The following is a 26,091-nucleotide window of genomic DNA, read 5'->3' on the forward strand; positions in this document are numbered from 1 at the left end:
CGTGCGACGAGGCACCATCCCGCCGTACCGGCCGCCCGCGCCCACATCGGAGACGCTGATTCGCTGGCCGGAGAGCTTTGGCACCCGGTTCCTCGTGTTCGTCGATGTCGAGGAGGAGTTCGACTGGTCCGCCCCGCTGGAGGAGCGGCATCGGTCGGTGACCGCGATGCGTGCGCTGCCGGCGGCGCATGCGCGCTTTGCGGATCGGGGCGTGGGGCTGGTCTGCCTCGTCGACCATCCGGTGGCGAGCGATGCCGAAGCGGTGGCGATCCTGCGGGATGTCGTGGCCGACGGGCGATCGACGATCGGGGCGCAGCTGCATTCCTGGGTCACGCCGCCTTACGATGCGCCATCGCCGGGCGACAGCTATCCGGGCAACCTGCCGCGGGCTGCGCAGGCGGCGAAGCTGGATGTGCTGACCGATATGCTGGGCACAGCGTTTGGCGCGGCACCGCTCGCCTATCGTGCCGGACGGTATGGTATCGGCCCGGATACGGCCGAGCTATTGGTCGAGCGGGGCTATCGCGTCGAAACCTCGATCCGTGCGCGTTATGACTATTCGGCAGATGGCGGGCCGGATTTCAGCCGGATCGGCAGCGATGCCTATCGGCTGGGATCATTGGTCGAGGTACCGTTGACCAGCGTGTTTACCGGCGCGTTGCGTGGCCGCGGCCCCGGTCTCTATCCGATGCTGGGGCGGGTACCGCACGGTCGCGGTATCGCGGCACGAAGCGGGTTGTTGCAGCGAATCGCGTTGACGCCGGAGGACATGCCGATCGAGCAGGCGTTGGCTGCGGTGCGGATCGCGGTGCGAGACGAGGGCCAGCGGCTGCTCACCTTCTCCTTCCATTCGCCTTCGCTGGAGCCCGGACACACGCCCTATGTGGGCGATGCGCGCGATCTCGACCGGTTCTGGCACTGGTGGGACCGGATGTTCGCCGAACTGGGTGCGCTTGGCGTGAGGCCGACCACGCTGAACGAGATGTTGGCGGCTGCCGACGGCCAGGTATGATTAGCCTCAGGGAGAATCGTGCAGACGGATTTGCGGCGGAAAGGGCGAATCCGAACATTGGGTATGCCCAACATTTGCGCTGATAAACGTCCGGTGCGGCTTATTTGGCAAGACGCGTGCGCATTCAAATAGGACGATGCGACTTCATCGCCCGGTGGGATAACGCAGGCCGTCACCAGACAGTAACACTAGAGTAGGCGCTGCCGAATTGCTTGGTACATTTGCAACACCGAACCCGGCCTTTTCGGCGATGCGGCAATTTTACCTTGAATTCGATGAATTATGTGTCATTGGAGCATCTCAACCTACCAAAGAGGGGACCATCATGGTTGCCAAGTATCTGATGGCTGTCGCTGCAGCCGCTCTCGCCGTGGCCCCCGCTGCGGCCGCTCCGTCGAACCCCGCCGCGAGCCTGTCGGTTGCCAAGTCGGTCCGCACCGGTTCGGCGTCGGCGAAGAAGAACGAACTGGCCGGTGGCGGTCTGATCGTTGCCCTGGTCGCGGCGGCTGCCGTCGTTGCCGGCATCGTGATCGTCGCTGACAGCGGCGACAGCAACTAAGAGTTTCTGACGATCCGGCGGAGTTCCCAAGACGCTCGCCGATCGACATGATTCTAAAGGCAAGGGGGGCTTCGGCTCCCCTTGTTGATTCTAGGGTTGGTGAAGTTGGATCCGGCGGTGTTGATGAGCCTGCGCCGCGTTTGGATTGAGCCGTTCGCTATGGGCTTGCCGTTACCCTGAGAGGCTCTTGGGCTTTAGGTTTGACGACGGGCCGAAGGGCGGGAGAAATCCCAGACTTTGCAGGACCTACGCCGCGCACCTCATTCGTCCGTCGGACCGGACCTGTCCGTTAGGCAACGCGCCGCACCATCGACGGCTTCGGTGATTGCGGGACAGTGGATGCCGAAACACGTCCGGCATGACGAAATGGTTTTCGGTAGCATGTCGCGCATCTGGTGGCTTGACGTTTCCAAAGCGGTAGCCGAGCGCGTCGGCTGCTCGATCCCGCCTCGAATAGGCAATGCTCCGACGAGGACACCGGCCCGGGCGTAGTGGATGCCGTCACGTACGGCTCGCCGAAAAAGCGCCCGGACCTTTCGGCCCGGACGCCCTCGGCGTGTGACGTCACGCCTTACCGCGGATCAGGCGGCCTTTGCCTCGTTCGCCGCATTGTCGACGGCGGCGAGGGGGGCACCGGTCTTGATCGCGATGCTCTTCGGCTTCATCGCTTCCGGCACCTCGCGGACCAGATCGATCACGAGCAGGCCGTCGTTGAGCCGTGCATCCTCGACGAACACGAAGTCGGCGAGTTCGAAGCGACGCTCAAAGCTGCGGTTGGCGATGCCGATGTGCAGGAAATTGGCGTTGGCCGCTTTGTCATCCTTCTTGCCGGCGACGAGCAGCAGGTTCTGCTGCGCCGTAATCTCGATCTCATCACGGCTGAAGCCGGCGACGGCGAGCGTGATCCGATACCGGTCGTCGGCGATCCGTTCGAGGTTGAAGGGCGGGTAGTTTTCCGCGGTCGCGGCGCGCGCGTTGCTTTCCAGCATGTCGAACAGACGGTCGAAACCGATGGTCGAGCGGCGATAGGGGGTCAGGTCGAGTCGCATGTCAAATCCTCCGAACGAAGCGAGTTGAACGACGGCATCCACAGCGGTGCGATGCCGGTGCATGGCCCATCGTGGCGCCATGCGTCCCCACATTTGGGAAGGTCCGTACCGGCTTCAAGAGGGGGTGGGCCTAAAAAATCGCGGGTGATTTCAGTGCACGAAGCCCGGCTATCGCGACCCCAAGCTTCTCCATCTTTGTAATCCCAGCGAATCAGGGGAGTTTGGCGACAACGATAAAAGGGAGCTTTCGATGTCGCTGACGCTTGCCATGCTGCTAGCTGGCCAGACCGTGCCGCAGCCAACGCCCGAGCCCGTGCCGACGCCGGAAAGCGCGCCCATACAAGACGACGCCAGCGCAGCGCAGGGTGCCCCCGCCCCGGCGGGTGCCGGCGACATCGTCGTCACCGCGCGCCGTCGCGCCGAATCGGTGCAGCGGGTGCCGATCGCGATTTCGGTGATTGGCGGCGCCGAGCTGGACAAGACGGGGGCGTTCAACGTTAACCGCCTGCAGCAACAGCAACCCTCGCTACAATTCTATTCCAGCAACCCGCGCAACTCGGCGATCAACATCCGCGGGCTGGGCGCGCCGTTCGGCCTGACGAACGACGGGATCGAGCAGGGCGTCGGCTTTTACGTCGATGGCGTGTATATCGGGCGGATCGGCGCTTCGACCTTCGACTTCGTCGATGTCGAGCGCGTCGAGGTGCTGCGCGGGCCGCAGGGTACGCTGTACGGCAAGAATACCACGTCGGGCGCGCTGAATATCACGACCCGGCCGCCGAGCTTCACGCCCGAAGCGCGGATCGAGCTGACCGCCGGCAGTTACCAATTCGTCCAGGCCAAGGCGTCGGTATCGGGCCCGCTGTCGGATACGGTCGCGCTGCGCCTGTCCGCATCGTCGACGCAGCGCCAGGGCACCATCTATGACGTCACATCGGGGCGCAACCTGCACCGGCTCGACAACAATGGCGTGCGCGGGCAGTTGCTGTGGAATGCAAGCGACAGCCTGAACTTCACGCTGTCGGGCGATTACAATGTGCAGAATCCGCTCTGCTGCGTGCAATATTACGCCCGCGTCGGCACCACGCAGCGGCCGATCGCACGGCAATATGCGGCGCTCGCCGCGGCGTTCAATTATCGGCCGCCCAGCACCAATCCGTTCGATCGCGTGACCGACCTGGATGCGCCGATCAATTCGCGGCAGGAAATTGGCGGCGTCTCGCTGGTCGGCAATTGGGATCTGGGGCCGGCGACGCTGACCTCGGTCAGCGCGTGGCGTTATTGGGATTGGCAGCCGCAGAACGATCGCGATTTCATCGGACTGCCGATCACGACGGTGTCGCAGAACCCGTCGCAGCAGAAACAGGTGTCGCAGGAGCTGCGTCTGGCGTCCAATGGCACCAACCGGCTGGACTATACGGTCGGCGCGTTCTTCTTTCACCAGACGATCAATACGCAGGGGTCGCAGGTGCAGGGATCCGCAGCGAGCCGGTTCCTGCTGTCGGGCAACGACGCGAACAATCCCAATGTGCTCAACGGCCTGACGTCGACGAACACGATCAACTTCGACAACACCAGCTTCGCGGTGTTCGGCAAGCTGAATTGGGCGCTGACCGATGCGCTGCACATCCAGCCGGGCCTGCGGGTCAATTATGACCGGAAGTCGGGTTTTTACGAATCGATCGTCAGCATTCGCAATGCGCAATATGCCTTCACCGCGACGGCGGACAACGTTGCCGCTTTGCTGGCTTCGCAGCCAACCGCCGCGGCGCGCACGACCTTTCAGAACCAGATCAATACGCTGGCGCCGCAACGCTACAGCCCTCGGTTCAGCGCGTGGAATACGTCGGGCGACATCACCGTGTCGTATGACGTCAGTCCCGACATTCACGCCTATGCGACCTATGCCCGCAGCTTCAAATCGGGCGGCATCAATCTGTCGGGGCTGCCGCTCAATTCGACCAGCACGGGCGTCGATCTGTCGACGCAAACGGTGAAGCCCGAGAAGGTCAACAATTACGAGATCGGATTGAAGACGCAGTTCCTGAACCGACGGGTGACGCTGAACCTCGCCGGCTATTGGACCGACGTCTTCGACTATCAGGCGACGGTGAACAACAATGCGATCAACGTGATCCGCGGGTATCTTGCCAATGCGGGTCAGGTGCGGTCGCGCGGGTTCGAGTTCGATACGAGCTTTCGGCCGAGCAGCCGGCTGAACCTGTACGTCAACGGCGCCTTCACCGACGCGAAATACGTCCGCTTCGCCAACGCGCCCTGCCCGCCGGAATTGTCGGGTGGCTCGGCGGCCAGTGCCACGAATCCGGCAAGTCCGGCAGGACAGGCCGGCAGCTCCGCTCAGCCGTCGTACAGCCCGGCACAATGCGATATCTCCGGTCAGCGGCTGCCGGGTATCTCGAAATGGTCGTTCTCGTTCGGGGGCGAGTATAACGTGCCGGTGGGGAGCAAGGGCGGCGAGGCCTATGTCGGCTATGACGGCAATTACCGTTCGCGCTTCTCGTCGAACCCGTCGCCGTCGGCCTATACCTGGATCGAGGGCTATTCGCTGTCGAACGTCCGCGTCGGCTATCGCGAGGGCGGCATCAACGTCTTTGGCTGGGTGCGCAACGTATTCGACAAGCAGTACTTCGAGCTGCTTTCGACGCAGTCGGGCAGCACGGGGTTGATCGTGGGGCAGCCGGGTGATCCGCGGACCTATGGTGTGACGCTGTCGACGCGGTTTTGAGCGACCCTTCGTCCTGCCGGAGTGCGCCGGGATCCATGGAGGCGGTGCAATTAGCTGAGCGTAAGACCGCCGATGGCGCGCTGTCCATGGATCCCGGCGTGCGCCGGCAGGACGAGGGTGGGGGGCGGTATACGCTCTTCGTCATTCCCGCGGAGGCGGGAATCAAGACGCGCGAGGCTTGCGGCTTCATTCGCGGACGTTCGCCAATCCGGATTCCCGCCTTCGCGGGAATGACGGTGAGGGTAGCGGTGAGTGGGGTGTGCTTGGGAGTATCGCCTAAACCTGGCGTCCGTCGTGCGAGCGGCCCCGCGTTCGGAAAGCGTTCAGCTTTGATCTGCGATAAGGGAGGGTGCCGGACGGGGGGCGTGAATTGGAAGCTCCCGCCCTTCGCCCGGCGCCGTCGAGGCGGTCCGGACAAGCAAACGCCCGGACCGTTTCCGATCCGGGCGCCTGCGTGACGAGAAACCCGTCAGCCCCCTTAGGTCGTGTCGTGGACGATCGCGCGTTTTCGCTGCGTCGCCGGAACACTGTTTCCCCGAACCACGGCCGTTGCCTGTGTCTCAGATGAGTCTGTGCTAGGCAGGGGCAGGGGCTTTGTCACCGGATATTGTCACCCGCCATTTCGATTGCGGCTCCCCTGTGTCGAATCCGCAACATTTGTTGCTTGTCGCCGTCTCACCGCCTAGAGCCGCCGCCATGATCCTCTCTACCTATGAACGGATGATCGCGCGGCGATATCTGCTGCCGGGCAAGGGGGAGGCGTTCATCTTCCTCGTCGCCTCGATCAGCCTCGTTGCGGTGATGCTCGGCGTCGCGGCGCTCGTCATCGTGATGAGCGTGATGAACGGCTTTCGCGCCGAGCTGTTCGACAAGATCGTCGGCCTGAACGGCCATGCGGTGATCCAGTTCGACCCCACGCGGCCCGTCGACTGGCGGCAGGTGGTGGCGGAGGCGAAGCGGACGCCCAACATCACGTCCGCAGTGCCGATGATCGAACAGCCGCTGGCGGCGACCTATAACGGCCGGGCCGAGGCGGTGCTGGTCCGCGGCGTGCGGATGCAGGACATCGCGCCGGTGATCGGCAACAAGGTGGTGATGGGATCGCTTGCCGGCGTGACGCCGGGCAGCGGCCGGATCGCGATCGGCAGCCGGCTTGCCGAAGCGCTGGGCGCGACCGTCGGTAGCGACATATCGCTGTTCAGCCCGCAGGGGCAGACGACGCCGTTCGGCACCGTGCCGCGCATCGTCAGCTACAAGGTCGCCGCGATCTTCGAGATCGGGCTGTACGATTACGACAAGCAATATGTCTTCATGCCGATCGAGGACGCGCAGACGCTGCTGCTGCTTGGCGACAATGTCGGCATGGTCGAGATCGAGACGACGAATGCCGACAAGGTGGGGCAGATCCTGGCGCCGCTGGGCGACAAATTGCCCCCCGGCGCGGTGATCAGCGACTGGCGGAGCATGAACGCACAGCTGTTCCAGGCGCTGGAGGTCGAGCGGGTGGCGATGTTCACCGTGCTGTCGATCATCATCCTGGTGGCGGTGTTCAACATCCTGTCGAGCCTGATCATGCTGGTGCGCGCGAAGACGCGTGACATCGCGATCCTGCGGACGATGGGCGCGACGCGGGGCGGGTTGATGCGCATCTTCATGGTGGTCGGCACGACGATCGGTGCGCTCGGCACCGTCGCGGGGCTGCTCTTGGGCTTTGTCTTCCTGTTCTATCGCCAAGCGGTGGTGAACCTGGTCCAGATGGTAACGGGGCAGAACCTGTGGGACCCCTCGATCCGCTATCTCACAGAACTGCCGTCGAAGCCCGATCCGATCGAAATCGTCGTGATCGCGATCATGGCGCTGGTGTTCAGCTTCCTCGCGACGCTGTATCCGGCGTGGAAGGCGGCAAGCACCGATCCGGTACAGGTCCTTCGCTATGAATAACGTCCTCGAAACCGGGCGGCTGACGCGCAGCTTCACGCAGGGCGGCGAGACGATCCACGTCCTGCGCGGGGTCGACCTGACCGTGGCGCCGGGCGAGATCGTCGCGCTGGTCGGGCCGTCGGGATCGGGCAAGTCGACACTGCTGCAGGCGGTGGGCTTGCTGGAGGGCGGGTTCGAGGGTTCGATCCGTATCGCCGGCACCGAGGCGGCGAAGCTCGACGCGCATGGCCGCACCGTCATGCGCCGCGATCATCTGGGCTTCGTGTACCAGTTCCACCATCTGCTGCCCGACTTTAACGCGACGGAAAATGTCGTGCTGCCGCAGCTGGTGCATGGTGCCGCGCGCAAGGCGGCGGACGATCGTGCGGTCGCGTTGCTCACCGCGCTGGGTCTGGGGCATCGCCTGACGCACCGGCCGAGCCAGCTGTCGGGGGGCGAGCAGCAACGCGTCGCCGTAGCGCGCGCGCTCGCCAATCGGCCAGCGCTGGTGCTGGCGGACGAGCCGACCGGCAATCTCGACGAACATACCGCGGACATCGTTCTTGCCGAGTTCCTGCGGCTGGTGCGCGGAGAAGGATCGGCGGCGCTGATCGCGACGCATAACGAGCGGCTGGCGCAAAAGATGGACCGCGTCGTCCGCCTGCACGAGGGCGTGCTATCGTGAGCGATGCGTGGCGGACCACCCCGATACTGGTCGGCCGTCACGTCACGCTGCGGCCGCTTGTGCCCGAGGACAAGGAGGCGTTGGTCGCCGTCGCTGCGACGGATGACCTGTGGGATGTGTTCTACGCGAGCGTATCCCAGCTGAAGGACGCGGATCGCTGGTTCGCCGCAACATTCGCGCAGGTCGAGCAGGGGCGGGGGCTGGTGTTCGCAGTCTGCGATCCGGCGGGCGTTGTGGTCGGCACCACGCGATACATGCGGATGAACGAAGGCCATCGGCGTCTGGAGGTCGGCGGCACCTTCTATGCGACGCGGGTCCAGCGCACCGGCGTGAATACCGAGGCGAAGCGGCTGCTGTTGACGCATGCCTTCGACGTGATGGGCGTACAGTGCGTGCAGATCCGCACCGATGCGCTCAACATCCGCAGCCAGCGCGCGATCGAACGGTTGGGTGCGAAGCGGGACGGCATGCTGCGCGGGCATCAGATCGTCGGCGGGCGGTTGCGCGACAGCGTCGTCTATTCGATCCTGGACCGCGAATGGCCGGGCGTGCGCCAGAATCTCGACTATCTGCTTGCGAGGTACGAATGAGCAGCATCACCGATCTGACCGTGCGGGGCGCGGACGGAAACCCACTGTCGCTGGACCGCTGGGCGGGGCAGGTGCTGCTGATCGTCAACACCGCGTCGAAGTGCGGGTTCACGCCGCAGTACGAAGGGCTGGAGGGGCTGCATCGGCGGTTCGCCGACCAGGGGTTCGAGGTGCTGGCCTTTCCCTGCAACCAGTTCGGGGCGCAGGAGCCGGGCGATGCGGCGGAGATCGCGAATTTCTGTTCGCTGACCTATGACGTGACGTTTCCGGTGTTCGCCAAGATCGACGTCAACGGTGCAGCGGCCGATCCACTGTTCGAGCGGCTGAAGACGGCGGCGCCCGGCGTGCTGGGGTCGAAGGCGATCAAGTGGAACTTCACCAAGTTCCTGGTGGATCGGTCGGGGCGGGTCGTGCGGCGCTATGCGCCGACGACGAAGCCTGAGGATCTCGCCGCGGATATCGAGGCGTTGCTGTAGGGCGGGGCCCGTTTACCCTGCTGCCGTCACCCCGGGCTTGTTCCGGAGCCCACCGAGCCGCGAGGGAACGGCAAGAGGCTCCGGCCGTCCCCCTCGCCTCAGAGTGGACCCCGGAACCAGTCCGGGGTGACGGGGTGAGTGAGGCTCGCGCCGTTACAGAGCCGGGGCGGCGAAGGGCTTGGCACCCTTCTTATGGTGCAGCGCCGACAGGATCGAGGTCACGCCGCCGAACACGAAGCTGATGCCGAGGATAAAGCCGGGCAGCGTCAGGGCCGACCAGGGCAGCGTCGCGAGCACGTAGATCGCGAGCAGGATGTTGACGACCCCGAGCGCGATCATCAGCCCGCGTCCGCGCGAAAAGCGCGCGCCGAGGCCGATTTCCAGTGCGCCGCGGATGCCGAGCCAGACGCCGACCAGCAGCGTCAGCGACAGCGCGCCCGACACCGGATCGAAGGCCATCAGCACGCCGATGATCAGCGACAGCAGGCCGAAGCCGATCGCATAGCCGCGCCCTTCGTGCTTGCCCATGAAACCCGCCGCAAGCGAGACGATGCCGGCGGCGATAAAGAAGGCGCCGATCACCAAGGTCGCGGCATAGGTGGCGGCGAAGGGATTGAGGAAGGCGAGGACGCCGAGCGCCAGCGACAGCACGCCATAGGCGAGGATCCAGGCCCAGCCGGCACCGGCGGCGGCGGGGGCAAGTGGATCGGTGAAGGTACGCGTCTCGGTCATGGCGATGTCTCCTCGTTATGGGCGCGAAACGAGGTTATCCACCGCTGGTTCCGTCCATTCTGGGCTGGTCGCCTGTTCGAATCAGGTCGGAGTCGCTAAGTGGCTCGCATGGCTCATTCGGGTTTCGTGCCGCTCCGCATTTTTTCGTCCTACACGATGCTCGACGGGGCGATCGATCCGAAGGCAATCGCCAAGCAGGCCAAGGCGCAGAAGTTTCCCGCTGCCGGCCTGACCGATCGCAACGGGCTGTACGCGGCGATGGCATTTTCGGATGCGGCGAAGAAGGACGGCGTGCAGCCGGTGATCGGCACGATGCTGTCCGTCGCGCGGCCGGATATGCCCGACGGCGTCGCCGCGCCGCTCGACTGGATCGCGCTCTATGCGCAGGATACGACCGGCTACGACAATTTGTGCGCGCTGGTCAGCATGGCGCATCTCGACCGGCCGATTGAATTGCCGGCGCATGTCGATTTCGCCGCGCTGGAGGGGCGGACCGATGGCCTGATCGCGCTGACCGCGGGGGCCGAAGGCGGCTTGGCGCGCCTGTTCCACGAGGACCAGCCAACCCGCGCACTCGCCTATTGCGACCGGTTGCAGGCGCTGTTCCCCGACCGGCTGTACATCGAACTCGTCCGCCGCGGCGATGCGGTGGAGGAAGCGGCCGAACAGGCGCTGATCGACCTTGCCTATGATCGCGACCTGCCGCTGGTCGCGACCAATCCGTGCTGCTTTTCCGACAGCGGCTTCCTCGACGCGCACGACGCCATGCTGTGCATCGCCCATTCGACCTATGTCGAAAGCGAGGATCGCGTCCGCTCGTGCCCCGATGCGTGGTTGAAGCCTGCCGAGGTGATGAAGCAGCTGTTCGCCGATCTGCCCGAGGCGATCGACAATACGCTGGTGGTCGCGCAACGCTGTGCGGTGATGGCGCCCTATCGCAAGCCGATCCTGCCCAGCCTGGCGGGCGATCGCGACGGCGAGGCGGCGATGCTGCGCGATCAGGCGGCGGCGGGCCTGGAAGCACGGCTCGACCGGATCGAGGAACTGGGCGCGCAGCCCGACGATCCCAATTGGCGCGACGTGTATCGCGAGCGGCTGGCGTTCGAGGTGAACGTCATCGTTCAAATGGGTTTCCCCGGATACTTCCTGATCGTCGGCGACTTCATCAAATGGGCGAAGGATCACGACATTCCGGTGGGACCGGGGCGTGGTTCGGGTGCTGGCTCGGTGGTGGCCTGGGCGCTGACGATCACCGATCTCGATCCGATGAAGCTTGGTCTGCTGTTCGAACGCTTCCTGAACCCGGAACGCGTGTCGATGCCCGACTTCGACATCGACTTTTGCGAAACCCGGCGTGGCGAGGTCATTCGCTACGTGCAGGAGAAGTACGGCCGCGATCAGGTGGCGCAGATCATCACCTTTGGTAAGCTGAAGGCGCGCGCGGTGCTGAAGGATACCGGCCGCGTGCTCCAGATGAGCTATGGCCAGGTCGACCGCCTCGCCAAGCTGGTGCCCAACCACCCGACCGATCCCTGGGACCTGAAGCGCGCGCTGAACGGTGTGCCCGAGTTGGCGAAGGAATATGCCAACGACAATCAGGTCCGCCGCCTGCTCGACCTTGCGACCAAGCTGGAAGGCCTGCCGCGCCACTCGTCGACGCACGCCGCGGGCGTGGTTATCGGCGACCGGCCTCTGAGCCAGCTGGTGCCGCTGTACCGCGATCCGCGGTCCGACATGCCGGTGACGCAGTTCGACATGAAATATGTCGAGGGCGCCGGCTTGGTGAAGTTCGACTTCCTCGGGCTTAAGACGCTGTCGGTTCTGAAGAAGGCCGTGCAACTGCTGAACAAGCGGGGCATTTCGATAGACCTGGATGCACTGCCCTGGGACGACGAGGCGACGTACAAACTGCTCCAGAAGGGCGACACAGTTGGCGTCTTCCAGCTGGAATCGGAGGGCATGCGTCGCACGCTGTCGGCCGTTCGCCCCACCAATTTCGGCGACATCATCGCGCTCGTTTCGCTCTATCGGCCCGGCCCGATGGACAACATCCCGAGCTTCGGGCGGCGTAAGCAGGGGACGGAGGACATCCTATACCCCCACCCGCTGCTGGAACCGATCCTGAAGGAGACCTACGGGATCTTCGTCTACCAAGAACAGGTGATGCAGGCGGCGCAGATCCTGGCAGGCTACAGCCTGGGCGGTGCAGACCTGCTGCGCCGCGCGATGGGCAAGAAGATCAAGGCGGAGATGGATGCGCAGCGCGCGACCTTTGTCGCTGGCTGTGCCGAGCATAACGGCATCAAGGCGGATTACGCGAACCAGCTGTTCGACTTGATCGACAAGTTCGCAGGCTATGGTTTCAACAAGAGCCACGCGGCGGCCTATGCGCTGCTCGCCTATCAGACCGCGTGGCTGAAGGCGCACCACCCGCACGAATTCTTCGCCGCCTCCATGTGTTACGACATGGCGCAGACGGACAAGCTCTGCATCTTCGTCGACGACATGCGGCGGCTGGGCGTCGATATCGTCGGGCCTGACATCAACCAGAGCGACGCCGAGTTCGACGTGCAGGAGATCGGCGAGGGGGATGAGCGTCGCTTGGCCGTCCGCTATGCGCTGGGCGCGCTGAAGTCCGTCGGCGAAGGTGCGATGGAGAAGTTGATCGTCGAGCGCGTCGCGACGGGACCGTTCAAGAGCTTGGACGACCTCGCCAATCGCGTCGACCCGCGGCTGATCAACAAGCGGCAGCTCGAAACGCTGGCCGCGGCGGGGGCGTTCGACGCGATCGAGCCGAACCGTGCCGCGGTCCATGCCGTCGCCGAGACGATCCTGGGCCTTGCTGCGTCCACGCATGCCGGGCGGACGAGCGGGCAGGGCGGCCTGTTCGGCGGCGACGAAGTTGCCGGCGATACGATCCGGCTGCCGCAGGGGCTGCGCTGGACGATGGCGCAGGCGATGGAGCAGGAAAAGGACGCCTTCGGCTTCTATTTCTCCGCGCATCCCGTCGACCGGCATGCGCACCTCGCCAAGATGCATGGCGCGCGGCAATATGTTGCGCTGACCGAGTTGCGCATCCCGGAGGACGGGACGCGCGCGGGGGCGACGATGGCGGTGCTGGTCGAGGATGCACGCTGGCGGACCTCGGCACGCGGCAAGCGCTATATGATGGCGACGCTGTCGGATGCGAGCGGCCAGTTCGTCGCGACCTGTTTCGACGATGGCGTGGCGGCGGAGCTGGAAGAGGCGGCCCGCTGCGGCGGCTGCGGTCTGATCACCGTCGAACTCGATCGGCGGCCGGGCGAGGAGACGCCGCGGGTGTCGGTCAAGCGCATTCAGCCGTTTGAGGGGCTTGCGTCGATGGCACGCTTCACGATCGAGGCGCGGGTGGCGACGGCGGAGGCATTTGCGGCGCTGGCGGCCCTGCTGGGCGAAACCCGGGGTGCGCGTGGCGAAGTGCGTGCGCGCATTCCGGCAGGCGACGGCGAGGCGGTTGTGCTGCTGGGTCGCGATTTCCTGCTCGACCTCGAACTGGTCGAGGCGATCCAGGCGATTCCGGGGATCAGCAACGTGGCGCTCGACCGGGTCGCCTCGCAGCTGCGGGCGGTGGGCTGATGCCGATCGATCCCGATCTGCCGTTCCGCGCGATCAATATCGCGGTGCTGACCGTCTCTGACACGCGGGGGCTTGCCGAGGATCGATCGGGCGACACGCTCGTCGCGCGACTGGAGGGGGCGGGGCATCGCTTGGCCGATCGCATCATCCTGCGGGATGATGTCGAGGCCATCGTCGCGCAGTTGGAGCGGTGGATCGACGATCCGGCGATCGATTGCGTCATCACGACGGGCGGGACCGGCGTGACGGGCCGGGACGTGACGCCGGAGGCGGTCGAGCAAGTCGCGACCAAGATGATCCCCGGCTTCGGCGAGCTGTTCCGGTATCTGAGTTTCGCCAAGATCGGTACGTCGACCGTCCAGTCGCGTGCCTGTGCCTGCGTTGCGCGGGGGACCTATATCTTCGCGCTGCCGGGATCGACCGGCGCGGTGAAGGATGGGTGGGACGGCATCCTCGCCGACCAGCTCGACAGCCGACACCGGCCCTGCAACTTCGTCGAGCTGATGCCGCGCCTGACCGAACGATAGGGCGGACCTTCGTGGCCGTCCGCGACGTTGAGCGGGCATGGATGACGATCGATTCGAGGCACGGCATCGCGCGGTGCCGACCGGCAGGCTTGCGCGACTGGGCGGATTTGGGCGGCTTGCCGGCGGTGTGGCGGGGGGCATGCTGGCCGAGGGCGCGCGGCGGCTGGCGCAGGGCGAACGGCCCCGGATGGGTGATCTGGTGCTGACCCCGGCGAATGCGGCACGGGTCGCCGACCGGCTGTCGCACCTGCGCGGCGCGGCGATGAAGCTGGGCCAGATGATCTCGATGGATGCGGGCGACGTACTACCGCCTGAACTGTCGGCGATCCTCGCCCGGCTGCGCAACCAGGGCTATCGCATGCCGCCGCAGCAGCTGGATCAGGTGCTGGCGCGCGAATGGGGGCGGGACTGGCGGCGGCGGTTCCGGCATTTCGAAGCGGCGCCGGTCGCGGCAGCCTCGATCGGGCAGGTGCATCGCGCGACGCTGCCCGATGGGCGACGGCTGGCGATCAAGGTGCAATATCCCGGTGTTGCGGAGAGCATCGATTCGGACGTCGACAATGTCGCGACGTTGCTGCGCGTATCGGGGCTGCTACCGCGCGGGCTGAATATCGCGCCGCTGCTCGACGAGGCGAAGCGACAGCTGGCCGAGGAGGCCGATTATACGCGCGAGGGCGAGGAGATGCGCGCCTATGCCGCGCGGCTGGACGGGGACGTGCGCTATGTCGTGCCGACGCTGGAGCCGGAGCTGACGACGCGCAACGTGCTGGCGATGAGCTTCGTCGAGGGGCAGGCGATCGAGACGCTGGAGGGCGCGTCGCAGGAGGCGCGCGATGCTGCGATGACCGCGCTGGTGACGTTGGTGCTACGCGAATTGTTCGAATTCGGCGTGATGCAGACGGACCCCAATTTCGCCAATTACCGCTGGCAGCCGGATACGGGCGCACTGGTTCTGCTCGATTTCGGGGCGACGCGCGCGGTGCCGGCGGAAACGGCGGATGCCTATCGCCGGTTGATCGAGGCGGGGCTGGCGCGCGACCGCGACATGATCCGCGAGGTAGCGGTGGAAACCGGCTTCATCGGGGTCGATGCTGCGCGCGCGCACCGCGGGGCGGTCGACCGGATTATCGCGGCGATCGACGCGGCGCTCAACCGGCCCGGTGCGTTCGACTTCGGCGACCGCGCGTTCGTGCCCGTGGTGCGCGAGGAGGCAAAGGCGATGATCGCCGATCGCGACACCTGGCACGTCCCGCATGTCGAAACGCTGTTCGTGCAGCGCAAGGTCAGCGGCACGGCCTTGCTCGCCGCGCGGCTGAAGGCGCGGGTGGACGTGCGCGGGCTTGCTGCTGCGGCGATCGGGCGCGCCTAGCGGGTAGCGTGGCCGCTCATCTCGGCACCGGCGTCGGCCGCGAACCGGCGGTTCCAGATGACCGCCGAAGCGGAGATGGTGGCGACGACGATGAAGGCGAGCGAGAAGGTGAAGAGTGTCGGCTGACGGGTGCCCTCGATGACCGTCCCGATCTCCAGGACCGTCGCGGCGGTGCAGATGCCGAGCGAGAGCGTCAACTGCTGGAAGGTCGCGTAGAAGCTGGTCGCCGCGCTCATCTGCGCCTTCTCGGTGTCGGCATAGGCGATGGCGTTATAGCCGGTGAACTGGAACGAGGTGAAGAAGCCCGAAATGCCCAGGACCAGCACGATCGCGGCGGTCGGCCAGTCGGGGCGAAACAGCGCGCAGGTCGCATAGCCGAGGCTGCTCGCGATGCCGGACACGATCAGGCTGCGGCGGAAGCCCCAGCGGCGCAGCACCCGCGGCGCGAGCGCCTTCATCGCCAGCGCGCCGATCGCGCCGGCCATGGTGATCGTGCCGGTCTTCGCCGCGGTGAGGCCGAAGCCGAGTTGCAGCATGAGGGGCAGCAGGAACGGCTGCGCGCCTTGCGTGATCCGCGTTAGCGATCCGGCGATTACCGACAGGCGGAAGGTGGGCACACGCATCAGCGCGGGGTCGAGGATCGGATCGGCGACGTGGCGGGCATGCCGGAAATAGGCGATACCCATGCCGAGCCCCGCGACCAGCAGGATCAGGGCGACCAACCCGGTGCCGGGGCGGCTCGCGAGTTCGAAGCCGAACAAGAGGCAGCCGAGCGACACGCCTGACAGGATGAAGCCGACCAGATCGAAGCGGGCGCGGGCATCGCCGCGCACCTCCGGCACCAGCAGCAGCGCGCCGATGATCCCCATCACGCCGAAGGGGATGTTGAGGTAGAAGATCCAGCGCCAGTCGAGCCAGGTGACGATGAAACCGCCGATCGGTGGCCCCAGGATCGGCCCGGCGAGCGCGGGCATGACCAGCCAGGACAAGGCCTGGACCATGTCTTCCTTGGCAACGCTGCGCAGTAGGACGAGGCGGCCGACCGGCACCATCATCGCACCACCGATCCCCTGGACGAAGCGGGCGGCGACCAGCATCGGTAGCGACCCGGCCTGCGCGCAGGCGATCGAGCCAAGCAGGAAGACGACGATCGCCCAGCAGAAGATGCTGCGGGAGCCGAAGCGGTCGGCCAGCGTGCCGCTCGCCGGGATGAACAGGGCGAGCGCCAGCAGGTAGCTGGTGAGCGCGAGGCTGAGGCTGGTGGCGGGCGTGCCGAGATCGCGGGCCATGGTGGGCAAGGCGACGGTCAGGACGGTACCGTCGAGCTGCTGCATGAACAGCGCGGAGGCGACGACCAGCGCGATGACGCGATAGCTGCGGGTGGTGGCGGGCGGTCGCGCCGCGCCGCTGGTGACGGCTTCGACCGCGGGCGCCAGTCCGTCGCCGACATCGGCGCTCATCGAAGCGAGGTTACGTCGTCTCCACCGCATGTCGTTCGTTCATGCTCCTTCGCCCGGCGCGGGGGCATGCGCCGACCCGCTTCGATCGTGATCCTCACCCGGTTCGATGGCGGTGTTCCGTCCGGCATTTGTGCTCGAAGAGAGCCGTGCCGGGTCGTTCATGGAACGACCGTCTGCGGAGCACCTAACCTCATCCGCCTCGAAACACACGGCGAAAACGTCGGCATGCAAAAAGGGGCACCGCCGTTGCCGGCGATGCCCCCTTGGTGTCGATGCGACGGATCGCGGGTCAGTTGACGCTCAGGCTACCGCTGCCCGAGGCGCTGCCGCTGGCCGAGGCCGAGCGGTTGCCCGCGCTCGCGGAGCCACTGCCATTTGCGGAGCCCGAACCGGCAAGCGACCCACGCGTGCCGTTGGCCGCGCCGGTCGCGGCGCCTCCGGCTGCGAGCGCCCCTTCGTTCACCCGATTGCGGGTGGCATTGGCGGCCGTCGTGGTGCGGTCGCGGGCGGTCGCCGCGGTGGTAGCGGCGCGATCGCGCACCGCGCCGGCGGTCGAGGTCGCCCGGTTGCGCGCTGCCGTCGCGGTGGTCGTGGCGCGATCACGCGCGGCACCGGCCGTTGCCGCCGCGCCGTCGCGGGCGCCGCGCACGGTGTTGGCGACCTGATCGGTGCCGACCAGCTGCGCGTCGACGCCGCCGTTCGCGCTGCCGCTGGCCGAGCCGCTCTGGCTCAGCGCCCCGTTGAGCGCGCCGCCCCGCGGGCCGGTCGCGCCAAGGGCACCGTCGGTGCTGCGGCTGACGCTACCGGCCAGGCCGCCATCGGCGCTGGCGCGGCCCGAGCGGGTGTCGATCGAGCGGCTGCCATGCGCCCGTGCCGCACCGTTGACGGTGTTCGACACGCGGCCGCTGGTCTGCCCGACGGTCGAGCCGAGCTGGCCTGCGCCGTTCAGCGTGCCCGACACGGCGCCGCCGAGGTTGCCGGCACCGCCCAGCGCGCCACCGACGCCGCCGCCGCCGAGCAGCTGCGCCGAGGCGGGGGCCGTCATCAGCATGGTCGTCGCGATCAGGGCGAAACGGATCGTGGGGGTCATGAGAAATCTCCTTTCGTCCGAGCCGGGGTGGGGGACTGCCCGGCTTCCGAAAAGGACAACGATGGACCTTTTCGGTTTAATCCCGGCAGCGCGAAAATTATTTTAGGCCGACCGCTTTCGGGGGCGTGCGGCACGTGTTGCAGACGATGCCGCGACCGATGCGGCCGCCGCCGGGCTTGGCCTCTGCGGCAAGGGCGGCGGGCGTTCCTACGCGGGCGAGCGTCGCGGCGACGAGGGGGGCGGCGAAGCTGGTGCCGCGCAGCACCTCCCACCCGCCGCCGGGCACCGCGCCAACCATGTCCGCGCCGGGTGCCGCGTAATCGAGATGGAGCGGCTTGCCGGCCTCCATCAACGCTTTGCCCTTGGCGTCGACGCCGGTGACCGCGATCACATCGGGGTAAGACGCGGGATATTGCGGCGGGGCGGCAGGGCCGTCGTTGCCGACTGCGGCGACGACGCGGATGCCCTTCGCGGTCAATGCGCGAATGCCGGCAGCGAGCAGCGGGTTGGGCGGGCCGACCAGGCTGATGTTGACGACCTTCGCGCCATTCTGGGCAAGCCAGGCCATGGCGCGGACGATGGCGACGGCCGATCCGTTGCTGGCCGATCCGCCATAGACGTCGGCAACGAGCAATCCGGCACCGGGCATCGCGCCATGGAAGGCACCGCTGCGGCCCACCATCAACGACGCGACGGCGGTGCCGTGGCCGCTCGGCTTGGCCTCGCCCGCGAAGCCGCGCTGCTCGATGGCGACGCCGGCGAAGGCGGGATGGCGGCCGACGCCACCATCGATCAGGCCCATGCGCAACGGGGCGCTGCCGGTCGCCGCGCCGCCACCCGCCAGCGCGCCGGCTATAGCCGCCAGCGGTGCGTGGGCGGGTTCGTAGATCGCGTCGAGCGTGAAGATGCCACCCGGATCGAGCGCGCGCAGCGTCTCGATCGCCTTGCGCACCGGCTTGCCGCGCGGCGGCGCGAGTATGGAGGTGGTGAGATCGAGGCCGTCGATCGTTTCGGTGCTGGTCAGCGTAAAGCCTGCGGCCTTCGCCTTTTCGAGCGTTTCGGGGGCGAGGGCCAGCGCCAAGATCACGTCACGCCGCACCGGATTGCCGTCGTCATCCACGTCCAGCGTCGCGCGGTTATCCCGGACCAGCGCGCTTAGCCGTTCCTTGCGGAGCGCCAGCAAGTCGCGGGGGCTGAGCGCGCGTAACGCGCCGTCGGCCATCAGCAGCGGCCCCCCGAGACCGGACGCCACGCCCTGCGATAGTGCGTCGGACGCGCGCTGCCGTGATCCGAGCATGCTACCCGCGGCACGCTGCACGGTGTCGGTCACGCCGCCCAGCGGTGCCCCCAATCCGCCTGCCGGCAGGCCACCGCCCAATAGCTGCGCCGCAGCCGGACTGGTCAGACCGATCGTCAGCATCAGCGCCCATCGCTTCATCTTTGTCTTCCTTTTTTGGCTCGCTCCATGGATGAAACGACCGCCGGGTGACGTTTCATCCGCATGGACGAAGGACAGGGCCACTTTGGACGAAGTCGAGCGACGTTTGGCAAGTCTGTTGCCGCGGCTGAGGCGTTTTGCCCATGGCCTGGCGCGCAGCGGCCCCGATGCCGACGATCTCGTGCAGGCGGCTGCGGAGCGCATGCTGAAGGCCCGCGACCAGTGGCAGCCGGGCACGCATTTCGAGGCCTGGGCCTATCGCGTGGTCCGCAATTTGTGGATCGATACGGCGCGATCCCGCCAGCGCCGCGAGGCGGTGCATGCGCCCGAGGAACAGGGGATGCTGGTCGGCGTGGCTGGCGATGCCGAGGCGCGGGTCGAGCTGTCCTATCTGATGCGGGCCTTGGATCGCCTGCCCGACGAGCAGCGCGAGGCGGTGGTCCTGGTGATGATCGAGGGCAAGAGCTACGCCGAAGCGGCGGAGGTGCTCGAGGTGCCAATGGGCACGCTGACCAGCCGGCTGGTGCGCGGGCGGCAGGCATTGATGGCGGCGGTGGAGGGTTGAGCGATGGGTGCTGATCCGGTGGACGAAGCGGCGATCATCGCCTGGGTCGATGGCGAACTGACCGGGGCGGAGGCCGCGCGGGTCGAGGCCGCGGTGGCCAACGATGCCGACTGGCGCGCGCTGGCCGACCGCCACCGTCGGATGAAGGCGCGCTTTGCTGCAGCCTTCGCCCCTCTGGCGCGGCCGCCGGCTGAGGTGATTTCGCTGGCCGACGTGCGGGCGCGGCGGGCGGCGAACGCGGTGCCGGCGCCCAGCTACGGCTGGCGGCGCTGGGCGGCGGGCGGCGCGATTGCGGCGAGTCTGGTGGTCGGTCTGTTCGTCCTGCAGGATCGGGGCGGCTCGCCTGGTGGCGGCGTGCCGGCGCCGGTAGCGGTCGCGCTGAACGATCAATTGTCCGGCGACGCCGGTCCGGTGCGCGTCGCCTTGTCGTTCCGCGATCGGAAGGGGCAATATTGCCGCAGCTTCACGGGGGACACGCTGTCCGGGATCGCCTGCCGAGCGGGCACGGACTGGCAGATGCGCTACACCGCGCCCGGATCGGCGCCGGCGACCGACTATCGCATGGCCGGGACCGACGGCGCCCGGGCGACGGCGATCATGGGCATGATCGCCGGTGAGCCGCTCGACCGTGCGCAGGAGGACTCGGCGCGACGGGCGAACTGGCGCTAGACGCAGATCGGGCGACCGTCGTCGGCCCATGCCGCGCTGACCGCGGCAAGGCTTGCCAGTACCGGATCGACGCGGCGCACGCCGAGCAAGTCGCTCATCAACAGCCGGGCGGTGTCGGGCGCGGTTTCGATGCGCGCGATCACGGTCAGCAAGGCGCGTTCGGCGGCGGTCATACGCGCGCAGCAGCATGGCGCGATCGCGATCGTATCCGCGGCGGTCGTGGCCAGATCCGTCATCAGCGCGCGCATCAGCACCAGCGGGCGGCGAAAGCCCTCGCCGAACATCGTGAACAGCGCATGCGTGGCGCGCGCGTCATGCAACCCGTGCGCGCCCATGCGGCGCAGCGTGAACAGCGCGATTCGCGCATTGGGGCAGGCCGGTAGCGCATGCGGCAGTGCTGCGATGGTCGTGGTGATTTCTGACATGCGGCGACTCCTTCGTTCGCCACCGACAGTCTTAAATCAGCTATTGCAAGTCAATCGCAATTAATTGGTCAGTCCGGTGCCTCGTCGTTGCGGGTGAGCGCTTCACCGGCGAGGTAGAGCGAACCCGCGATCAACACGACGTGCGGCGGCTCCGGCTCAAGGCCATCCAGCGCCGTTTCCAGGCTGTCGGCGGACGTGGCGGTAAGGCCGAGCCGCTGGGCCACCGCGGCAAGCTCCGAGGGCGCATGGCAGGCGTGATTCGCGACGGGGACCGCCACGACGCGCGACACCATCGGTGCGAGTAAGCGCAGCACGCCCTCTGCATCCTTGTTCGACAGCATGCCGAGGACGAGCGTGACGGAGCGGCCATCGGCGATGCGGCCCAGGCTCTGGGCGACCGGGCGCGCTGCGGAGGGATTATGCGCGCCGTCGAGCCACAATTCGCTGCCGTCGGGAAGGCGCGCGTGGAGCGGGCCCTGGCCAAGCCGCTGCATACGTGCCGGCCAGCGCGCCCATTCCGCTGCCGCGCGCATCGCGGCTTCTGGAACATGGATCGCACCCTGATGGCGCAGCATGGCGAAGGCGAGCGCGAGGTTGCGCGTCTGGTGTGGGCCGACGAGGCGCGGGCGCGTACTGACCAGAGTGAATCCGGTGTCGCGATAGCGGACGGCATTGCGACTGGTGTCGCTCCACCACGCCGCGTTGCGGGCGAGGACGGGTACTCCCGCCGCGTCGGCGACCGCGGCGATGCGGGCGGTGCAGGCGGCGGAATAGTTCATCGTGACAAGCGGCACGCCGGCCTTGGCGATACCGGCCTTCTCGCCAGCGATGTCGACCAAGCGGTTACCGAGGAAGGCCTCGTGATCCATGCCCAGCGCTGCGATGCCGGTGACGGCGGGGCGGCGGATGACGTTCGTGGCATCGAGCCGACCACCCAGGCCGACCTCGACGATCGTCGCGGCCGCGGGGGTGCGCGCGAAGGCGAGGAAGGCGGCGGCGGTCGTGATCTCGAAGAAGCTGGCGCCGATGCCGTCCGCATGATCGAGCACTTCGGCCAGCAACGCGGCGAGCGATGCGTCGTCGATCAGCTCACCCGCGATCCGGATGCGTTCGTTGAACCGCACCAGATGTGGACTGGAGAAGACGTGGACGTCATGCCCCGCCGCCTCGATGGCGGCGCGCAGGAAGGCGCAGGTGGAGCCTTTGCCGTTGGTGCCAGCAACGTGAAACACCGGCGGTAGCGCGTCCTGCGGGTTGCCCAGCCGGTCGAGCAATCGCGTGATCCGTTCCAGACCCAGCACGTCGGCCCCGGGCGACAATGCCCAGAGCCGGTCGAGCTGTGCCTGCACGGCGGGATCGGTCGAGATGGCGTGATCCGGCACGGTGGCGCCCCGCTACGGCTGGTTGGCGTCAGGCGGCGCGGGCGGCCGTCAGATAGCCGATCACCGTTGCGAGCTGGTCGCGCAGATCCTTCCGGTGAACGACCATGTCGAGCATGCCGTGATCCAGCAGATATTCGGCGCGCTGGAATCCTTCAGGCAGTTTTTCGCGGATCGTATTCTCGATCACGCGCTGGCCGGCGAAACCGATGAGCGCGTTGGGCTCCGAAATCTGCACGTCGCCCAGCATCGCATAGCTGGCGGTGACGCCGCCGGTCGTGGGATCGGTCAGCACGACGATATAGGGCAGACCGGCATCGTGCAGCATCTGGATCGCCACAGTGCTGCGCGGCATCTGCATCAGGCTGAGGATGCCTTCCTGCATGCGCGCGCCGCCGGCGGCGGTGAAGATGACGTACGGTGCCTTGTCGGCGATCGCGGCCTCGACGCCGCGGACGAAGGCTTCGCCGACCGCGAGGCCCATCGATCCGCCCATGAAGCCGAAGTCCTGAACGCCCATGACGACGCGGTTGCCGAGGATCGAGCCGCGGGCGTTGATAAGCGCGTCCTGCTCCTGCGCGGACGTGCGGGCCGCCTTCAGGCGATCGGTATAGCGCTTGGAATCGCGGAACTTGAGCGGGTCTTCCGGCACGCGCGGTGCCGGCAGTTCGCTGCAGCTGCCTTCGTCGAGGATTTGCTTGAACCGCTCCTTCGGCCCGATGCGCTCATGGTGATCACACTTCGGGCAGACGTAGAGGTTTTCCTCCAGCTCGCGGGTGAAGATCATCTGCCCGCAGCCCTTGCACTTGTGCCAGAGGTTTTCCTCCGACGTTTCGCGCTTGGTGCCGAAGGGGAGGGCGTTGCGGACGCTGGTGATCCAGCTCATCGATTTACCTTTCGCGCAGAGGCCAGTGCCTCGCTCAGCGATTGAACATAGGTGCGGACGGCGTCGGGCGCACCGGCGCCGTGCTGCGCGACGATCTCCACGATCGCGGAGCCGACGACGACGCCATCGGCGACGGCGCCGATCGCCGCGGCCTGCGCAGGCGTGCGGACGCCGAAGCCGACTGCGATCGGCAGGTCGGTCGCGGCCTTCAGGCGCGCGACGGCCTGGTCGATCGAGCCTTGCGCTGCCTGTTGCAGGCCGGTGATGCCGGCGACCGAGACGTAATAGAGGAAGCCGCTCGCGCCATCGAGTACCTGCGGCAGTCGCGCGGCGTCGGTGGTGGGTGTGGCGAGGCGGATCGGGTCGATGCCCTTGGCGCGGAGTGCCGGCCCGAGTGCATCGTCTTCTTCGGGTGGAATATCGACGCAGATGATGCCGTCGACACCGGCGTTTGCCGCGGCGTCAGCGAACCAGTCGGCGCCGCGACGGAGCATTGGGTTGGCATAGCCCATCAGCACCAGCGGCACGTCGGGGTGGCGCGCGCGGAAGGCGGCGGCGATCGACAGGATATCCGCCGTGCGCGTGCCAGCGGCGAGGCTGCGGATGTTCGCCGCCTGGATCGCGGGGCCGTCGGCCATCGGATCGGTGAAGGGCATGCCGAGCTCGATCACGTCGGCGCCGCCTGCGACGAGCGCGTCGAGGATCGCGCCGGTGGCGTCCGGCGTGGGATCGCCGGCGGTGACGAAGGTTACGAGCGCCGGATGGTCTTTGGCAAAGGCAGCGGAAAGACGGGTCATGCCGCGCGTCCCCCAAACGTCATCCCGGTGCAGGCGGGGATACCCGTTGGGCGGGCGTCGCGTCCGACAACAGCAAGGCCCCAGCCCGCGCTGGGGCGACGACGGGCGGCGGTCATATCGCCACCCCCAGCGCGCTGGCGACGGTGAAGATGTCCTTGTCGCCGCGGCCGCACAAATTGGCGAGGATGATCTGGTCGCTGCGCATCGTCTTCGCGCGCTTCGCGACGGCGGCGATGGCGTGGGCGGGTTCGAGCGCGGGGATGATGCCCTCGGTCCGGCACAGCAGCTGGAAGGCGTCGAGCGCATCCACGTCGGTAGCATTGGTATATTCGACGCGGCCGATGTCGCGCAGCCATGCGTGTTCGGGGCCGATGCCCGGATAGTCGAGGCCTGCCGAAATCGAATGGCCCTCGGCGATCTGGCCGTCCTCGTCCTGCAACAGATAGGTCTTGTTGCCGTGGAGTACGCCGGGGAAGCCGCCCGCCAGGCTGGCGGCATGCTCGCTGCCCTCAAGGCCATGGCCTGCCGCTTCGACGCCGAGCATCGCAACGTCCTTGTCGTCGAGGAACGGGTGGAACAGGCCGATCGCGTTCGACCCGCCGCCGATCGCCGCGACGAGCAGGTCGGGAAGCTTGCCCGTGCGCTCGAGCAGCTGCGCGCGCGCTTCGCGACCGATGATGCTCTGGAAGTCGCGGACCAGCTCCGGGTAGGGGTGCGGGCCGGCGGCGGTGCCGATGATGTAGAAGGTGTCGTGGACGTTGGCGACCCAGTCGCGCAGGCCCTCGTTCATCGCGTCGGACAGCGTCTGGGCGCCGCTGGTGACGGGGCGGACTTCCGCGCCCAGCAGTTTCATGCGGAAGACGTTGGGCTGCTGCCGCTCGACGTCCTTGGCGCCCATGTAGATGACGCAGGGCAGGCCGAAGCGCGCGCATACCGCAGCGGTGGCGACGCCATGCTGGCCGGCGCCGGTCTCGGCGATGATCCGCGTCTTGCCCATGCGGATCGCGAGCAGGATCTGGCCAATGCAATTGTTGATCTTGTGCGCCCCGGTGTGGTTGAGCTCGTCGCGCTTGAACCAGACCTGCGCGCCCATGCCGGGCTCGGCGCCGTCGCGCAGCGCTTCGCTCAGTCGTTCGGCGTGATACATCGGGCTGGGACGACCGACGTAATGCGTCATCAGATCGTCGAACTGCGCAGCGAAGGCCGGATCCGCCTTGGCGGCGCGATATTCGCGCTCCAGGTCGAGGATCAGCGGCATCAGCGTTTCGGCGACGTAGCGGCCGCCGAACTGCCCGAAGTGACCACGATCGTCAGGCTGCGCGCGGAAGGAGTTGGGGGCGTTCATAGCTGCGCCGCTTTAAGGAAGGCAGCGATCTTGTCCACATCCTTGACCCCGGGTGCGCTTTCGACGCCCGAGGATACGTCGACCAGCGGCGCGCCGGTGCGGCGAATTGCCTCGGCCACATTGGCCGGATCGAGGCCGCCGGAGAGCGCCCAGGGCAAGGGATGGCGGACGCCGTCGAGCAGGCTCCAGTCGAAGCGCAGCCCCATGCCGCCGGGTAGCGCAGCGCCGTCCGGGGTCTTGGCGTCGTAGAGGATGCGGTCGGCGGCGCCGGCGAAGTCGCGCGCGGCGTCGAGGTCCGCGCGGGTCTTTACCGCGACCGCTGCCCAGGTTTCGCGACCGAAGCACGCGCGGATCGCGGCGACGCGGGCGGGGGTGGTCTTGTGGAGTTGCAGGGCGTCGAGCCGGCCGGCGTTGATCGCGGCGTCGAGTAGCGCGTCATCGGGGTCGACGAACACGCCGACGCGGGACACGGCGGAGGGGACCTGCGCGGCGAGGCCAGCGGCACGGTCGAAGGCGAGGTTCCGGGGCGAGGGCGCGAAGAAGACGAAGCCGACATGGCTCGCGCCGCTGACGATGGCTGCGCCCATCGTGTCGGGGGTCGTCAGGCCGCAGATTTTGGTCAGGACGGGCATGGGGTCGCTATACCGCGATGCACGCGGCGGGGAAGGGGGCTTGGATGCCGCCCCTTTCGTCATTGCGAGCGCAGCGAAGCAATCCAGAGCCGGACCAGGACGCCCTGGATTGCTTCGCTGCGCTC

Annotated in this window: 23 protein-coding genes; 12 read left to right on the forward strand and 11 right to left on the reverse strand. The window is 67.1% G+C overall.

Annotated elements, in window-relative coordinates:
- Position 1: 1 nt before the first annotated feature.
- A complete protein-coding gene (locus ACGVWT_RS17045) occupies positions 2 to 1,012 on the forward strand; it encodes a polysaccharide deacetylase family protein (RefSeq protein WP_315461057.1) in 1,011 nt (336 codons plus the stop codon).
- Between the two features lie 325 nt (positions 1,013 to 1,337).
- The gene (locus ACGVWT_RS17050) at positions 1,338 to 1,571 is read left to right on the forward strand and encodes a hypothetical protein (protein WP_018250831.1); all 234 of its coding nucleotides are present in this window, start codon (positions 1,338 to 1,340) and stop codon (positions 1,569 to 1,571) included.
- A 581-nt stretch (positions 1,572 to 2,152) separates the two neighbouring features.
- On the opposite strand, the gene ACGVWT_RS17055 is transcribed toward ACGVWT_RS17050, so the two are convergent.
- Positions 2,153 to 2,620: an Hsp20 family protein gene (locus ACGVWT_RS17055; protein ID WP_116461005.1), complete on the reverse strand. Its 468-nt coding sequence runs from the start codon at positions 2,618 to 2,620 to the stop codon at positions 2,153 to 2,155.
- 250 nt (positions 2,621 to 2,870) lie between these two features.
- On the opposite strand from ACGVWT_RS17055, the gene ACGVWT_RS17060 reads away from it, so the two are divergent.
- The 5 genes from ACGVWT_RS17060 (at position 2,871) to ACGVWT_RS17080 (ending at position 9,037) form a co-directional block, all read left to right on the forward strand.
- Complete coding sequence (locus ACGVWT_RS17060) at positions 2,871 to 5,366, forward strand: TonB-dependent receptor (protein ID WP_315461058.1); 2,496 nt, start codon at positions 2,871 to 2,873, stop codon at positions 5,364 to 5,366.
- 696 nt (positions 5,367 to 6,062) lie between these two features.
- Entirely contained in the window at positions 6,063 to 7,307 is a 1,245-nt protein-coding gene (locus ACGVWT_RS17065) for a lipoprotein-releasing ABC transporter permease subunit (RefSeq protein ID WP_315461059.1), read from the forward strand.
- Positions 7,300 to 7,971 carry an ABC transporter ATP-binding protein gene (locus ACGVWT_RS17070; RefSeq protein ID WP_017978623.1) on the forward strand — a complete coding sequence of 224 codons (672 nt, stop codon included), beginning with the start codon at positions 7,300 to 7,302 and terminating at the stop codon, positions 7,969 to 7,971. The genes ACGVWT_RS17065 and ACGVWT_RS17070 overlap by 8 nt, the downstream gene beginning before the upstream one ends.
- A complete protein-coding gene (locus ACGVWT_RS17075; protein WP_315461060.1) occupies positions 7,968 to 8,561 on the forward strand; it encodes a GNAT family N-acetyltransferase in 594 nt (197 codons plus the stop codon). Before ACGVWT_RS17070 ends, ACGVWT_RS17075 begins: the two co-directional genes overlap by 4 nt.
- The gene (locus ACGVWT_RS17080; RefSeq protein ID WP_315461061.1) at positions 8,558 to 9,037 is read left to right on the forward strand and encodes a glutathione peroxidase; all 480 of its coding nucleotides are present in this window, start codon (positions 8,558 to 8,560) and stop codon (positions 9,035 to 9,037) included. The genes ACGVWT_RS17075 and ACGVWT_RS17080 overlap by 4 nt, the downstream gene beginning before the upstream one ends.
- 153 nt (positions 9,038 to 9,190) lie before the next feature.
- Here the strand turns inward: ACGVWT_RS17080 and ACGVWT_RS17085 are convergent, their stop codons facing one another.
- Positions 9,191 to 9,769: an HdeD family acid-resistance protein gene (locus ACGVWT_RS17085; protein ID WP_315461062.1), complete on the reverse strand. Its 579-nt coding sequence runs from the start codon at positions 9,767 to 9,769 to the stop codon at positions 9,191 to 9,193.
- Positions 9,770 to 9,877: 108 nt separating this feature from the next.
- Here ACGVWT_RS17085 and dnaE point away from each other — a divergent pair, with 108 nt between their 5' ends.
- Genes dnaE through ACGVWT_RS17100 form a run of 3 tightly spaced genes read left to right on the forward strand, consistent with a single transcriptional unit; the run spans position 9,878 to position 15,280 of the window.
- Entirely contained in the window at positions 9,878 to 13,384 is a 3,507-nt protein-coding gene (gene dnaE, locus ACGVWT_RS17090) for a DNA polymerase III subunit alpha (RefSeq protein WP_315461063.1), read from the forward strand.
- Entirely contained in the window at positions 13,384 to 13,911 is a 528-nt protein-coding gene (gene moaB, locus ACGVWT_RS17095) for a molybdenum cofactor biosynthesis protein B (protein ID WP_315461064.1), read from the forward strand. Before dnaE ends, moaB begins: the two co-directional genes overlap by 1 nt.
- A 37-nt stretch (positions 13,912 to 13,948) precedes the next feature.
- Complete coding sequence (locus ACGVWT_RS17100; RefSeq protein WP_315461065.1) at positions 13,949 to 15,280, forward strand: AarF/ABC1/UbiB kinase family protein; 1,332 nt, start codon at positions 13,949 to 13,951, stop codon at positions 15,278 to 15,280.
- Here the strand turns inward: ACGVWT_RS17100 and ACGVWT_RS17105 are convergent.
- The 3 genes from ACGVWT_RS17105 to ACGVWT_RS17115 form a co-directional block, all read right to left on the reverse strand.
- The gene (locus tag ACGVWT_RS17105) at positions 15,277 to 16,740 is read right to left on the reverse strand and encodes an MFS transporter (RefSeq protein WP_315461066.1); all 1,464 of its coding nucleotides are present in this window, start codon (positions 16,738 to 16,740) and stop codon (positions 15,277 to 15,279) included. The genes ACGVWT_RS17100 and ACGVWT_RS17105 overlap by 4 nt on opposite strands.
- A 289-nt stretch (positions 16,741 to 17,029) precedes the next feature.
- Positions 17,030 to 17,830: a hypothetical protein gene (locus tag ACGVWT_RS17110; RefSeq protein WP_315461067.1), complete on the reverse strand. Its 801-nt coding sequence runs from the start codon at positions 17,828 to 17,830 to the stop codon at positions 17,030 to 17,032.
- Between the two features lie 97 nt (positions 17,831 to 17,927).
- A complete protein-coding gene (locus ACGVWT_RS17115; RefSeq protein ID WP_315461068.1) occupies positions 17,928 to 19,268 on the reverse strand; it encodes a S8 family serine peptidase in 1,341 nt (446 codons plus the stop codon).
- Positions 19,269 to 19,374: 106 nt separating this feature from the next.
- Here ACGVWT_RS17115 and ACGVWT_RS17120 point away from each other — a divergent pair, with 106 nt between their 5' ends.
- Positions 19,375 to 19,833 (forward strand): RNA polymerase sigma factor, encoded by a 459-nt coding sequence (locus ACGVWT_RS17120; RefSeq protein ID WP_315461069.1) that lies wholly within the window; start codon positions 19,375 to 19,377, stop codon positions 19,831 to 19,833.
- Between the two features lie 3 nt (positions 19,834 to 19,836).
- The gene (locus tag ACGVWT_RS17125) at positions 19,837 to 20,502 is read left to right on the forward strand and encodes a hypothetical protein (protein ID WP_315461070.1); all 666 of its coding nucleotides are present in this window, start codon (positions 19,837 to 19,839) and stop codon (positions 20,500 to 20,502) included.
- Here the strand turns inward: ACGVWT_RS17125 and ACGVWT_RS17130 are convergent.
- The 6 genes from ACGVWT_RS17130 to ACGVWT_RS17155 all read right to left on the reverse strand — a co-directional run bounded on the left by ACGVWT_RS17130 (position 20,499) and on the right by ACGVWT_RS17155 (position 25,966).
- Positions 20,499 to 20,927: a DUF6628 family protein gene (locus ACGVWT_RS17130; protein ID WP_315461071.1), complete on the reverse strand. Its 429-nt coding sequence runs from the start codon at positions 20,925 to 20,927 to the stop codon at positions 20,499 to 20,501. The genes ACGVWT_RS17125 and ACGVWT_RS17130 overlap by 4 nt on opposite strands.
- A gap of 68 nt (positions 20,928 to 20,995) precedes the next feature.
- Complete coding sequence (locus ACGVWT_RS17135) at positions 20,996 to 22,309, reverse strand: folylpolyglutamate synthase/dihydrofolate synthase family protein (protein WP_315461072.1); 1,314 nt, start codon at positions 22,307 to 22,309, stop codon at positions 20,996 to 20,998.
- Positions 22,310 to 22,337: 28 nt separating this feature from the next.
- Complete coding sequence (accD, locus tag ACGVWT_RS17140) at positions 22,338 to 23,192, reverse strand: acetyl-CoA carboxylase, carboxyltransferase subunit beta (RefSeq protein WP_315461073.1); 855 nt, start codon at positions 23,190 to 23,192, stop codon at positions 22,338 to 22,340.
- Complete coding sequence (gene trpA / locus ACGVWT_RS17145) at positions 23,189 to 23,989, reverse strand: tryptophan synthase subunit alpha (RefSeq protein ID WP_116461022.1); 801 nt, start codon at positions 23,987 to 23,989, stop codon at positions 23,189 to 23,191. The genes accD and trpA overlap by 4 nt, the downstream gene beginning before the upstream one ends.
- A 112-nt stretch (positions 23,990 to 24,101) precedes the next feature.
- A complete protein-coding gene (gene trpB, locus ACGVWT_RS17150) occupies positions 24,102 to 25,334 on the reverse strand; it encodes a tryptophan synthase subunit beta (RefSeq protein ID WP_315461074.1) in 1,233 nt (410 codons plus the stop codon).
- A complete protein-coding gene (locus ACGVWT_RS17155) occupies positions 25,331 to 25,966 on the reverse strand; it encodes a phosphoribosylanthranilate isomerase (protein ID WP_315461075.1) in 636 nt (211 codons plus the stop codon). Before ACGVWT_RS17155 ends, trpB begins: the two co-directional genes overlap by 4 nt.
- Between the last annotated feature and the right edge of the window lie 125 nt (positions 25,967 to 26,091).

Origin of the sequence: Sphingomonas sp. S6 (assembly GCF_043498045.1) — a bacterium.
Taxonomy (GTDB): Bacteria; Pseudomonadota; Alphaproteobacteria; order Sphingomonadales; family Sphingomonadaceae; genus Sphingomonas.

Excerpts from the sequence above, each read along its gene's own strand:
- ACGVWT_RS17050 (WP_018250831.1), top strand. The coding sequence starts at position 1,338 with ATGGTTGCCAAGTATCTGATGGCTGTCGCTGCAGCCGCTCTCGCCGTG.
- ACGVWT_RS17055 (WP_116461005.1), bottom strand. The coding sequence starts at position 2,620 with ATGCGACTCGACCTGACCCCCTATCGCCGCTCGACCATCGGTTTCGAC.
- ACGVWT_RS17060 (WP_315461058.1), top strand. The coding sequence starts at position 2,871 with ATGTCGCTGACGCTTGCCATGCTGCTAGCTGGCCAGACCGTGCCGCAG.
- ACGVWT_RS17065 (WP_315461059.1), top strand. The coding sequence starts at position 6,063 with ATGATCCTCTCTACCTATGAACGGATGATCGCGCGGCGATATCTGCTG.
- ACGVWT_RS17070 (WP_017978623.1), top strand. The coding sequence starts at position 7,300 with ATGAATAACGTCCTCGAAACCGGGCGGCTGACGCGCAGCTTCACGCAG.
- ACGVWT_RS17080 (WP_315461061.1), top strand. The coding sequence starts at position 8,558 with ATGAGCAGCATCACCGATCTGACCGTGCGGGGCGCGGACGGAAACCCA.
- ACGVWT_RS17085 (WP_315461062.1), bottom strand. The coding sequence starts at position 9,769 with ATGACCGAGACGCGTACCTTCACCGATCCACTTGCCCCCGCCGCCGCC.
- dnaE (WP_315461063.1), top strand. The coding sequence starts at position 9,878 with ATGGCTCATTCGGGTTTCGTGCCGCTCCGCATTTTTTCGTCCTACACG.
- moaB (WP_315461064.1), top strand. The coding sequence starts at position 13,384 with ATGCCGATCGATCCCGATCTGCCGTTCCGCGCGATCAATATCGCGGTG.
- ACGVWT_RS17100 (WP_315461065.1), top strand. The coding sequence starts at position 13,949 with ATGGATGACGATCGATTCGAGGCACGGCATCGCGCGGTGCCGACCGGC.
- ACGVWT_RS17105 (WP_315461066.1), bottom strand. The coding sequence starts at position 16,740 with ATGAGCGCCGATGTCGGCGACGGACTGGCGCCCGCGGTCGAAGCCGTC.
- ACGVWT_RS17110 (WP_315461067.1), bottom strand. The coding sequence starts at position 17,830 with ATGACCCCCACGATCCGTTTCGCCCTGATCGCGACGACCATGCTGATG.
- ACGVWT_RS17115 (WP_315461068.1), bottom strand. The coding sequence starts at position 19,268 with ATGAAGCGATGGGCGCTGATGCTGACGATCGGTCTGACCAGTCCGGCT.
- ACGVWT_RS17125 (WP_315461070.1), top strand. The coding sequence starts at position 19,837 with ATGGGTGCTGATCCGGTGGACGAAGCGGCGATCATCGCCTGGGTCGAT.
- ACGVWT_RS17130 (WP_315461071.1), bottom strand. The coding sequence starts at position 20,927 with ATGTCAGAAATCACCACGACCATCGCAGCACTGCCGCATGCGCTACCG.
- accD (WP_315461073.1), bottom strand. The coding sequence starts at position 23,192 with ATGAGCTGGATCACCAGCGTCCGCAACGCCCTCCCCTTCGGCACCAAG.
- trpA (WP_116461022.1), bottom strand. The coding sequence starts at position 23,989 with ATGACCCGTCTTTCCGCTGCCTTTGCCAAAGACCATCCGGCGCTCGTA.
- trpB (WP_315461074.1), bottom strand. The coding sequence starts at position 25,334 with ATGAACGCCCCCAACTCCTTCCGCGCGCAGCCTGACGATCGTGGTCAC.
- ACGVWT_RS17155 (WP_315461075.1), bottom strand. The coding sequence starts at position 25,966 with ATGCCCGTCCTGACCAAAATCTGCGGCCTGACGACCCCCGACACGATG.